General features: G+C 61.2%; 9 protein-coding genes. All 9 read right to left on the bottom strand.

The window, feature by feature from the left end; translation table 11 throughout:
- Positions 1-50: 50 nt before the first annotated feature.
- Complete coding sequence (locus tag OHL13_RS07390) at positions 51-725, bottom strand: hypothetical protein (RefSeq protein WP_263409490.1); 675 nt, start codon at positions 723-725, stop codon at positions 51-53.
- The gene (gene glnD, locus OHL13_RS07395) at positions 715-3336 is read right to left on the bottom strand and encodes a [protein-PII] uridylyltransferase (RefSeq protein ID WP_263409491.1); all 2622 of its coding nucleotides are present in this window, start codon (positions 3334-3336) and stop codon (positions 715-717) included. Before glnD ends, OHL13_RS07390 begins: the two co-directional genes overlap by 11 nt.
- Positions 3337-3402: 66 nt before the next feature.
- Entirely contained in the window at positions 3403-3741 is a 339-nt protein-coding gene (locus OHL13_RS07400) for a P-II family nitrogen regulator (RefSeq protein ID WP_263409492.1), read from the bottom strand.
- 29 nt (positions 3742-3770) lie between these two features.
- Positions 3771-5123 carry an ammonium transporter gene (locus tag OHL13_RS07405; protein ID WP_263409493.1) on the bottom strand — a complete coding sequence of 451 codons (1353 nt, stop codon included), beginning with the start codon at positions 5121-5123 and terminating at the stop codon, positions 3771-3773.
- Between the two features lie 158 nt (positions 5124-5281).
- Entirely contained in the window at positions 5282-5569 is a 288-nt protein-coding gene (locus tag OHL13_RS07410) for a hypothetical protein (protein WP_317889911.1), read from the bottom strand.
- Positions 5551-6483, bottom strand: coding sequence for an alpha/beta hydrolase (locus OHL13_RS07415; RefSeq protein WP_263409494.1), 933 nt, complete (start codon positions 6481-6483; stop codon positions 5551-5553). The genes OHL13_RS07410 and OHL13_RS07415 overlap by 19 nt, the downstream gene beginning before the upstream one ends.
- Positions 6484-6565: 82 nt before the next feature.
- Positions 6566-7627, bottom strand: coding sequence for a serine hydrolase domain-containing protein (locus OHL13_RS07420; RefSeq protein ID WP_263409495.1), 1062 nt, complete (start codon positions 7625-7627; stop codon positions 6566-6568).
- Positions 7628-7738: 111 nt separating this feature from the next.
- Entirely contained in the window at positions 7739-9202 is a 1464-nt protein-coding gene (locus tag OHL13_RS07425) for a rhamnulokinase (RefSeq protein WP_263409496.1), read from the bottom strand.
- Complete coding sequence (locus OHL13_RS07430; RefSeq protein ID WP_263409497.1) at positions 9199-11397, bottom strand: bifunctional rhamnulose-1-phosphate aldolase/short-chain dehydrogenase; 2199 nt, start codon at positions 11395-11397, stop codon at positions 9199-9201. Before OHL13_RS07430 ends, OHL13_RS07425 begins: the two co-directional genes overlap by 4 nt.
- Positions 11398-11578: the final 181 nt, after the last annotated feature.

Below are 11578 nucleotides of genomic sequence, written 5' to 3' on the forward strand. Positions count from 1 at the left end.
ACTTAACGCTACAGTTTTCAAGATGCTTACAAAACGAAGTACGTTGCTTCTCACCGGCAAGGAACTGCATTTCCCTTGGTTGTAGACGGCAGCCAAAGTGATATCCGGAAGCGAAACCAGGTGATTTTTCCCAAAGAAGAGACTTTTTCTCCATTCGGCTGGACAACAGTATGGGCCGTCTCCGCCAGGTGAGAGGCCACCATGGCAGCCAGGCCAGCCTGGTTCGCCGTTCCGGCGATCATCTTTGCGTCCAGAATCGTCAACTCACCGGCCGCACTCTGGGGAATGAGTACCGTCAGTTTGCTCTCGACCGCCCGCCTGGAAGCCGCATCCGGGGCCCCCATGTAGGCGTTGTAGACAGCCAGCAGCCGCTGAAAGCTCTCAGGCGTGGTCGCAAAACGGAAACTGCGCGGGTTCCAGGCAACCGCATCCTGCGCTCGGAAGCTGAAATCGGTGGAAACTGCCAGCGGTGTCACGGATTGGTACGGCGGAGTTGCCAGCTCGGCATAGTCATGCGCCGGGCGCAGCTTACCTGACGGCAGGACACGCAGCAGCCAGCCCGACGGGAGAGGGTCCATCACCAGTTCCAGGCTGCTGTTGATGGGATGACGGTAGGTCTGCCCGGCCTCGACCTCCCCTTCGAAGGAAGAGACCGTGCATTGGCCGGACTGACCGATGGCTGTCGCGGTTGCCAGCAGCAACCCTGCCAGCACGCTAGCTCGCATTCTCAGCAACCGCCTTCGTGATGATCTCCTTCAGTCCCTGTTGCTCCGCGAGGCTGAGTTTGCCGCCCTCATGCGTCAGGTAAAAGACGTCAATGGCGGTATCGCCTTCGGTATCGATCAAAGCCACCTCAATGCTGCAGCCAAAGGTTGCCAGCGCCTCGCTCAGCGCATGCAGCAGGCCGGGAACATCCTGCGCCACGACCTGCAGCAGCGTGCTGTGCGAGGAGGCGATGTCGTCAAAACTGATGGCCGTCTGCACCGTGACCAGTGGAGCCCGGCGGCGCGTCCGGCGACGTCCGGCGAGGAACTTCTCCAGAGGAATCTCGCCGGACGCTACCTTGCGCACACTGTCCAGGAATGGACCGCGCTCGTCCGGGTTCAACTCCAGCGTGCGGAAGCCATCGGTGAAGTGAAAAGTATCCACGACGATGTCGTTCGCGTCAGAAAACGCGTCCGCAGTGACAATGTTCATGCCCCAACCGGTCAGGGCGCCGGTCATGGCGGCAAACAGCATTGGACGATCCCTGGCCACCAGCGTCAGTTCCCAGTCCGCGCTGCTCTGCTGCAGGCTTAGCTGGATCGAGCCGTCCTGTGCCTTCTCGGCCATCTGGAAGTGCGTCCGGATCTCCTCCGGGGTGCGCGTGTGCAGGTAGCGCTGCGGAAAGCCATCCAGGAACTCGCGGATAGATATCTCCTTAGCCGGCTGCAGGGCTGTGACACGGCGCACCAGTTCGCGCTCCATCTTTGTGTCGACACGGTCCTCGTCCACGCTGCGGTCCAGGTAGTTGGAGGTCGCCATATAAAGCCGCCACAGGTTCTCGGCCTTCCAGGGTGTCAGGGCGTCCGGGTGAACGGCGTGAATATCCGCATAGGTGAAGACCACGAGCATGCGAAGCTGCTCGGGAGTGGGGACCTTGGAGGCGAAGATACGAACCGTCTCCTGGTCGAAGATATCGCGGCGCAGGGCATTCGACATCTCCAGATGATTGCGGATGAGCGAAAGCACCAGGTCGGTCTCGTGCGAGTCGAACTCGAGGCGCGAGCAGACACTCTGCGCCATACGGGTGCTCTCCACGGCATGGTCGTCACCGGCGCGTCCCTTGCCGGTATCGTGCAACAGTGCGGCCAGGTACAGCACCGCGGTGTGTTCAATTTCGTCACGAATAATGGTGAACCGCTTTGCCCAGTCAACCAGGGGGCCTTCGACGACACGCGGCAGGCCATGCAGCGTGTCAATCAGCAGAAAGGTGTGCTCGTCGACCGTATAGCGGTGGTAGGCGTCGCGAATCACCAGGGCGTCGATGCCGTGGAACTCCGGCAACATCAGCTCCAGAATGCCCAGCGCGTGCATGGTACGCAGCGCCTGCCCGGCAAATGGGCCCGTCAGAATCGCGCTGAGGTGGCGCCACAAAGCCGGGCCATCTTCAAGCGTGGCCGAGAGCATCGGCAAGGCATCGGCCAGCCGCATCTCCGAGTTGCGGCTCAAACGAAGTCCCTGCGCCGCGATCGCCTCAAAGATGGCAAGCACTGTCTCCATCTCGTGCGCGGGATCGATTCCCTTCTCCGGTCTGTCGAGCAGGACAATGCCACGCTCCACGCGAAAGCCATGCGTTGCCTGCTTGCCGCCGGGCTTCAGCCCCAGCGCCAGAGCGGCAAGGCTTTTCTTCTGCGGCACCTCGTCCAGCAACTGCAGGGTGCGGCGCTCAATGCTGCGCGCATGACGGAAGTAATTCCGCATCCAGTACGCGGCATCCGCCTTGCCCTGGCCAGAGAGACCAATGCGCGCCGCGGCCGCGCTATCCTGTGCCTGCCAGTCCAGCACATTGTCATCACGGTCATGGCGGTAGTGCAAAAAGGCGCGGACGGTCTTCAGGAAGTCCACCGCTTCGCCAAACTCGGCATCATCTGCGACCGGAAACTCCGGTACCGGCTTGCCTTTGCCGTCGGCGGCAAGCTTGAGGATGCGCGGCAGCCAGCCGCAGACATGCGCATCACGCAGGCCGCCGGGGCACTCCTTGATATTCGGCTCCAGATGAAACAGCGTGTTGCCGTAGCGCGTGTGGCGATCGGCGGTCATTTGCTGTAGTTGCGCCAGCAGGGCCGGACTTTCTTTCGCGAACAGACGAGGCAGCAGCTTCTCGCTCAGGTCGCGGTAAAGCTGCTGGCTTCCGGCCAGAAAACGGTGATCCAGCATCGCAATGGCGAACTCGACATTGTTTGGATCGAAACGCTCGCACTCCGTCAGCGAACGCGTCACCGGCGCAAGACGGATACCGCAATCCCACATCTGCTGCGAAAGGGAGCGGACGCCGTCGGCAACGGCCTTGCCCGGCTTTGCGTCATTCAGCAGGACAAGCAGGTCGACATCGGAGCAGGGATAGAGTTCCTGGCGGCCATAGCCGCCTACAGCGATGAGCGCCGCGGAATCGGCCAGGCCGGTGGCCTCCCATAGTTGACGGACAACCTCATCGACCGCCGAGGACCGCGCGGCAACCATGCGAGCGCCATCGGGCAGCTTCTCAAATACCTGGCGGAGGGTCTCCATCTGGTGCTCGTAGATCTCGCGCACCGGGGACGTTGCCTTGCTTGCGGGCTGTGACTTAAAAGACATTCGCTGTATGCCGTGTATGAAGCTCCAGCATACAGCGAAGTCAGGGTCATGTTGTGCGCAGCAACCCTAGATAGCGATCTCGCCGCGCTCCTCATTGCGGATACGAATGACTTCCTCGACCTTCGTGACGAAGATCTTGCCGTCACCGATCTTGCCGGTCTGCGCCGCGCCGATGATCACGTTGATTGCTTTCTCGGCCATTTCGTCCGTAACGACGATCTCGATTTTGACCTTTGGCAGCAGGTCCACGGAGTACTCGCGGCCGCGATAGAACTCTGTGTGGCCCTTCTGGCGGCCATGTCCGCGTGCCTCAAGAATGGTCATGCCCTGCACGCCAATCTCGACCAACGCGTCTTTGACCGCATCCAGTTTTCCGGGTTGAATTACCGCTTCAATCTTCAGCATCGTTTCAGTCCTTTTTCCATGGGCGCAGCTTAGTGCGCCGAAGCCTCTGCGTGGTAACCCTCTTCACCGTGCTGCGACAGGTCCAGTCCGGTGGCCTCATCCTCGGGCGAAACCCGCAGACCAATCAGCTTATCAACAATGAAGAGAAGGATGAGTGTACCGACGATGGAGATACCCCATGCCAGGGCAACACCGATCAACTGGTTAACAAGCTGGCCGTGGTTTCCCTCGAGAAGACCGGTCGCCTTGCCCTGGCCAAAGACGGGGTTGATGACGCTGTTGGCAAACAGTCCAGTCAGCACCGCACCCAGAGTTCCACCCGCGCCGTGCACGCCAAAGGCGTCCAGCGAGTCGTCATACCCGAAGAGCATCTTCACCTTCACAACCATATAGAAGCAGAAGATCCCGGCGATGAAACCGATCACCATGGCGCTCATCGGGGTCACGAAACCCGCAGCCGGAGTGATTGCAACCAGTCCGGCGACAGCGCCGGAGATACCGCCCAGGGCCGAGGGCTTGCCATTGCGGATCCATTCCGCCAGCAGCCAGCCGATCGCCGCGGCAGCCGCGCCAAAGTGCGTCGCCACAAAAGCCGAGGTCGCCAAGGCGCCCGAACCCAGCGCCGAACCTGCGTTGAAACCGAACCAGCCCACCCACAGAAGGCAGGCGCCGATAAAGCTGAGCACCAGCGAGTGCGGCGGCATAGGCTCCTTGGGGTAGCCAATGCGCTTGCCCAGGTAAAGAGCCGTAACCAGGGCCGAGATACCGGAGGTGACGTGAACAACCGTTCCGCCAGCAAAATCCAGGCATGGGAACTTACCTCCGGCGATGTTCAGCAGGCCACCTTCCCCCCAGACCATGTGCGCCATGGGCGAGTAGATAAACAGCGACCACAGGATGCTGAAGACCAGCATGGCCGAAAATTTCATACGCTCGGCAAACGCGCCGGTGATCAGCGCAGGCGTAATGATGGCGAACATCAACTGGTAGACCATGAAGGTCTGCGCGGGGATAGTAGGAGCGTACGGGCTTGGTTCAAGTCCTACCCCCTTCAGGAAAATATGGTCGAAGCCGCCAATAAAAGCATTGCCATGGCTGAAGGCCAGCGAATACATCACTACGGCCCACAGAACCGTGATTACGGCCATCATGGCGAAGGTCTGCATGAAGGTGCCGAGCACGTTCTTCTTGCGCACCAGCCCACCGTAGAACAGCGCCAGGCCCGGGCCGCTCATCATCAGCACCAGGGCGGAGCTGACCAGCATCCAGGCGTTGTCGCCAGAGTCAATCTTGGGAGTCGCAGCCTGCCCAAAGGCCGGGGCCGTACAGAATGCCAGGCCAAGAAGCAATGCGAGATACACTTTCACACGACGAAGATGCATGGACATATCACCTGTTCTTCTAATCAAAAGCCCAAGAGGGGCTGCTTTGCCGGTAGCTGTGCCCTGCGGCTGCCAGAACGGCCGGAAAGGGTGAGCTGATGTTTCTGTGATTGGCTCTACTTTACACAATTGTGAAGACGCCACAAAGCTAGACCCGGTTACGAGAGCAGAGACTCGGTGATGGAGCGCCATTCTTCTTCGAGCGGCCCGCGGAAGACCGGCTTCCCTGCCCTGCGATACCAGTAGCCGGCGTTCCACTCATCGCCTTCCTTGCGATGCAGGTAGGCATGCACCCAGGCGCAGTCGCCAAATTCCTCAACCTGCGCGGCTTCGTGGGCTGCATTCCAATCGCCTTTGGCGTCATGCCACAGTGCCCGAAGAGCACGAGGCAGGCCCTCCGGCCTGCCTGCCAGCATCTCTTCAATCGTCATGGCTTTGCGGCCCATCCGTTGGCCTGCAGCCAGTGCAGCAGCAGGGTGGGCCACTCCTTCAAAGCGGGGTCAAACTGTCCAAGGCCGCTGCCGTGGGTTCCATGCTGGAAGGCATGAAGCTCCGCCGGAATACCGTTCTTGACCAGGGCGCTGTACCAGAGAACGCTGTTCATCACCGGCACCGTCTTGTCGTCGGTGGTGGTGTACAGAAAGGCCGGCGGCGTGTCCGCGTTGACCAGGGCCGTCAGGGACATCTTTTCGACCAGGGCTTCATCGGGCGTATCGCCCAGCAGCATCTTGCGCGAGCCGGAGTGCATGTAGGGCGCATCCAGGCGGATGACCGGGTAGCAGAGCACCACGAAGTCCGGCCGACTGCTCTCCTTGTCAATGGCGTCCCCCGTAGGCAGACCGTCGTCATAGAGAACGCTCGTGGAGGCCGTAAGGTGTCCACCAGCCGAAAAGCCGAGCATGCCCACCTTGCCCTTGTCGATACCCCACTCCGCGGCACGGGAGCGCACGGTGCGGATGGCGCGCAGGGCGTCACCGAGTTCAACGGGGTTGTGATACTTCGGTCCCAGGCGGTACTTCAGCACAAATGCCGTGACACCCTGCGCATTCAGCCACTGCGCGACGAGTGAACCCTCTTTCTCCATGGACAGGTGCTGGTAGCCACCCCCCGGAGTAACGATCACCGCCGTCTTCGTGGGGTTCTGCAGAGCAATATAGGCCGTCAGCGTGGGCCTATCGTCGTCGGCATCCCCTTGCGCAGAGGGAGCGCCATTGGGCCATAGCAACATGGGGTCTCCCGGCTTGGCAGCTACGGCACCGCCCGCCGGATACGCCACGGCCGAGGGTGGAGGAGCAGTTTGGGCATGCAGAGCAACAGCGGCTGCGGACAGGGCAAGACTGAACAAAGCAGAACGAAGCATGTAGGGACGAAATCCTCTCGCTCACCACCATGCCCGTTTACAGGCGATTGTTGCAACTGGAATCAACGCGGACGAAAGCGTTTCACGAAAGCCACTGCAACCCGGCATCCGCGAAGTCGCCCATCGCCGGCTGATCGGTACCGCGGTGGTTCATGACGATCACGCTCTCCCCCGTTCCGCGCACACGCACCGCCAGCATGCGGAAGCTGCGGTTGGAACCGTCTTCCCAGAGAACAGCGCGCTCCTTCTCCGCCAGCGTGCGCATCCGAACGCGGCCGCCGAGGGCATAGTGCTGCTGTGGCATGCGGATGGTGAAGAGCCGCTCGGTCGAGGTATGACTCAGAATCTTCCCGCTGTCGACCGCATCAAGAATCCGCAGCATTTCGGGCGCGTTGGTATAGAAGCCTCCAGCCATGGCCATGAACGACGGCATAGTCGATGGATCAGCCGTGCCATCGGCCTTGCGACTCTCGGCCATGCCGGGAACATCCATGGATGCTCCATGGAAGATGCCGCTGTGCTTCAGGCGTAGCGGCTTCCACAGGGTCTCCCCTGCAAGCTCTTCGTAGGTCTTTCCGGTGGCGTGCTCCAGCGCGGCGCGCACCAGCAGCCAGTTGGAGTGCGAGTAATCCCACTGCGAGCCGGGTTCAAACTGCAGGTCACCGCTGGCCCAGCGAGCCACAGCTTCATCCGGATCAGCCTGCAGGGTACGGTCGGCACGGAACGCAGGGATGACCTGATTTGGAACACCGCTCTGATGGCTCATCAGGTGCGCCAGCGTCAACTTTTCCCCGTTGTCTTTGCGGAAAGCGGGCAGATACGTCGAGATAGGTACATCGAGCGACAGCCTGGCGGCGTCCACCTGCTTCAGAACGACGATCGAGGCGATCCACTTGGAGATGGACCCGCCTTCAAAGATGGTATCGACGGTGACAGGAATTTTCGGCTCGGTACGGGCATCGCCTAAGGCGTACTGCTCCGCAATATGTTGCTTTCTTCCCAGAAGGATGACGCCGCTGAAGTGCTGCGCATCGACGTACCTCTGCACGGTCTCTGCAAAGCTGCTGGTGGGTTCAGCCTTTAGAACAGAGGTGAGTAGAGCAAGCGATGAGTTTGCGAGAAACCTGCGGCGGGTAAGAGGCATGAGGGTGCCTTACGGCAGGCAAGGTGGGAAAGTTCCGCCGGCGCTCTCTCGCTTCGCCCGATACCCCACCCTTTGCTTCGCAAAGAATGGGGCAACGAGGAAAGGAGATAACTACACGGCCTTGCAGAAGAGGCCGGCCCAGTCGACAACGCTCTCGGCAAAGACGCCGGTGATCTTGTCGCCCATACCTTCAAGACACGCCATCTGCACAGCGAAGTTGCCCACCGTCGAGCTCTCCACCGCACCACGATGGACTTCGAGTCCCGTCGCCTCTGCCGTGAGCCGGTTCAGGAACTCGTTCTGGCTGGCGCCGCCCACAATGTACAGCCGCTTGAACTTCTTGCCGCTGTGCAGCGAGATGCGGTCCAGCACCTTGGCATAGCGAGCCGCCAGCGAGTAGAAGATCAGGTTCGCCATCACCGGAGCGCCGGCCGAGGTCGGATCCAGTGCAGGCAGGCCCTTCTTCGCACGCTGCGCGTTGATGCGCTCCGGCATGCGTTCGGGCAGCAGAAGATCTTCGTCGTCCACGTCAAGCAAGGCATCCGGCTTACCGATCTGCTCGGCGGCCTTCACCAGGTCAGCGATGTTCCAGGGCTTGCCTTCGGCGGCCCAGTGAGCAAGCGACTGCTCGATGAGCCACATACCATTCACGTTCTTGTGGAAGCAGATGCGGCTCCCGACAGCACCCAGGTTGGTGAAGTTGTCCGCCTTCACCGCATCGCTGTTACGCGGCTGTTCCAGCAGCGTTCCCACCAGCGACCATGTGCCGCTGCTGATGTACGCCCAGTCACGACCCGATGCAGGGATACCCGCAATGGCAGAGGCCGTGTCATGGCAGCCCGGAGCAATCAGGCGTGTGCCCTTGAATGCGGGCAATTCCGCCAGAGGCCCCCGCACCACTCCAAGATCCGTTCCGGGGGGAACGATCTTCGGCGCAGAGGCGAGATCGAGGCCAACCGCTGTAAAAATCTCGTGGCACCACTGTGGACGGTACAGTTCCACCATCTGCGTGTGCGTCGCGTTGGTCAGCTCGGCCACGCGCGACCCTCCCCAGCGGGCGAGAAAGTACTCCGGCAGATTCATCCACTGGTCGCCCTCAGGCAGGCCGGCAAGCTGGTCTGCGTGGAGCTGGTAGAGCGTGTTGATACGGATGAGCTGGATGCCGGTGAGCTCGCGCATCTGGTCGGGGCTGCAGCGGCGATGCACGGACTTCTCCGACTTGATGGTGCGTTCGTCGCGGTAGCAGAACGGGTCACCCAGCGGATTGCCTGCCGTGTCGATGCGAACGTAGTCCACGGCCCATCCGTCGACGGCGATGGAGCGGACGCCCTCGGTGGCGATCTCCGCCACCTTGCGCAGGCCGGTCTCCAGGCCTTCGGTGATCATCTTCAGGTCCCAGTGCAGGCCGCCATCCACCTCGCGCGGTGCGTTCGCAAAGCGATGCACCAGCGAAATCTGCGGCTTGTTCTCGACCCACCGAAGCAGTGAGACCCTGCAGCTACCCGCGCCGAGGTCGACTGCAACCAGGGCGCGGGTATCTGAGGGGCGAAGGGTTTTGGGTGCGGTGCGTCTCAACGGAGGTAAGCCTCCGTCAGGCCACCGTCAACCGGGATCAGGTGTCCGGTGGTCACCGGAGCCTTGGGTCCACCGATGAACAGAATCGCCTCGGCGCAGTCCTTCGGGTCAATCGGCACATGCGTCAGCGTGCGCTTGGCGTAGAAGGCAGCCAGCTTGTTGCGAAGCTCATCATCGGTGTTCGATTCCTCAAACGCGATGTTGTACTTGGCCAGCGAAGCCTTCACGCGGTCGCGCGGGAACATCGTCGATCCCTTCACCACCGTCGCCGGGCTGATGCCGTTCACACGGGTGAGCGGAGAGAAGGTCACGGCCAGTTCACGCACCAGGTGGCTCAGCGCAGCCTTCGAAACGTCGTACGCCTCAGTTCCCTTCTTCGGCACAACCGCGTTGGCGGAACTGGTGAGCACCAGGCTGCCGTCAAGCTTCTGCTTGGCAAGAACCTTCTGCACTTCGTCCCCAAGCAGGAAGTTCGCGGTGACGTTGATGGAGAGCGTGGTACCCCACATCGCGTCGCTGATGATGCCATCGGGCGAGGATGGGAAGATAGCCGCCGTGTTCACGATGATGTCGACACCGCCAAACTTGGCAACCGTTTCATCCAAAGCGGACTTGATGGCCTTGCGGTCGGTGATGTCGATGGCGGTGGAGATGACAGCTTCCTTACCGGCAATGGCCTTGCACTCTTCCGCCACGCTGGCAGCGCCTTCGACAGCGCGATCGGCCACGACGATGTGCGCGCCACGCTCAGCGGCCAGCAGAGCAACCTCGCGGCCAATGCCCGAACCACCACCCACGACGAGCAGGATGCGGCGGCTGAGCTCCTTCTCAGGAGGCATGCGACGGATCTTGGCCTCTTCCAAAGCCCAGTACTCGATGCGGAAGGCCTCGCTGGGCGGCAGAGCAACGTAGTTCTCGTACACCGTGAACTCGCTGGCTCCGGCAGCCGGACCCGCCTGCGGAACATCGACGCAATCCACACCCGAGCCGAGCGAACCTGCACCCTGCATCACGTGGATGGCGTTGGTATAAAACTCACCGGTCAGGCGCGACTCGGTCTTGTTCTTGCCGAAGGTGAACATGCCGACGCCGGGAACCAGAACCACGGTCGGGCTGGCATCGCGCATCTTGGGCGAATCCGGCAGGGCGTGCGCGTTGTAGTACTCGGCGTACTCATCGCGGTAGGTGGCGAGCGTCGAGTCCACCAGGGCCTCAAGCTCCTTCGGATCGCCGGCCGGGTTCCACTCCAGGTACATGGGGCGGATCTTGGTACGGATGAAGTGGTCCGGGCAGCTGGTGCCCAGGTGGGCCAGCTTCTTGGCCTGCGCGGAGTTCACGAACTCCAGCACATCCGCTCCGTCAAAGAAGGTGCCGATCCAGCGCTGCTTGCGGCTGACCGCGCCACGGATGACCGGGAAGATGGCCTTGGCAATCTCAGCCTTGTCCTCGCGGGTGGAATAGATGGCTCCACCGAAGGACGGCTTGCCCTTGGCGATGGCGTGCTTCTCGATGAACTGGCCAATCTGATCGATGATGGTGATCGTGTTCAGGTAGCTCTCACGCTGGGTGTTACCCCAGGTGAACAGGCCGTGTCCCCCCAGGATGATGCCGTCGCAGCCGGGGTTTGCCTCCACCGCGGTCTTCAGCATCATGGCCAGCTCAAAGCCAGGGCGCTGCCAGGGCAGCCAGACCAGCTTGTGGTTGTACTCCTTGTTGAACTCCTCCATCTTCTCCTTACCGTTAGAAGAGGCGGCCAGGGCGATTCCCCAATCGGGGTGGAGGTGGTCAACGTGCGGGAAGGGCAGGAAGCCGTGCAGCGGGGTGTCGATGGAGGCCGCGACCGGGTTGTTGCCGAAGGTGATCAGCGGATACATCGCGACCATCTCGTCTTCGCGGGCAACGCCGGGGTAGATCTTCTCCATGGAGAGCAGGCGGTCCATGTACAGGGTGGCAAAGCCGGAGCGCTTGATGCTGCCCACGTCGCCGCCGGAACCCTTCACCCACATCACCTTGACCGTCTCGCCGGTCAGCGGATCGACCTGGTCGATCTTCGAGCTGGTGTTGCCGCCGCCGAAGTTGGTGATGCGCAGGTCGGAACCCAGCAGGTTGGAGCGGTAACGGAGGAGCTCCGGTTCATCCAATTTCGACGCGACTGAGTCGTCCCAACGATCTTCCAAGAACTTTAAACCTGACATCGTTTCCCCTGTTTCTATTCGCTTTCGCGGATTGTGCGCTTGGCGCGACAGGGTGATTCTACACAGGAAAACACTGGCGAATCTTCGCCTTAGCCTCCGCAAAACCCCAAGTGGTCTGGTGGTATGGTTTGTGGTTCACAAACGAAAAAGACTGCCGTGTAAAAAGTGCAAAATTGGTCAG

The organism is Terriglobus tenax (assembly GCF_025685395.1).
GTDB lineage: Bacteria > Acidobacteriota > Terriglobia > Terriglobales > Acidobacteriaceae > Terriglobus > Terriglobus tenax.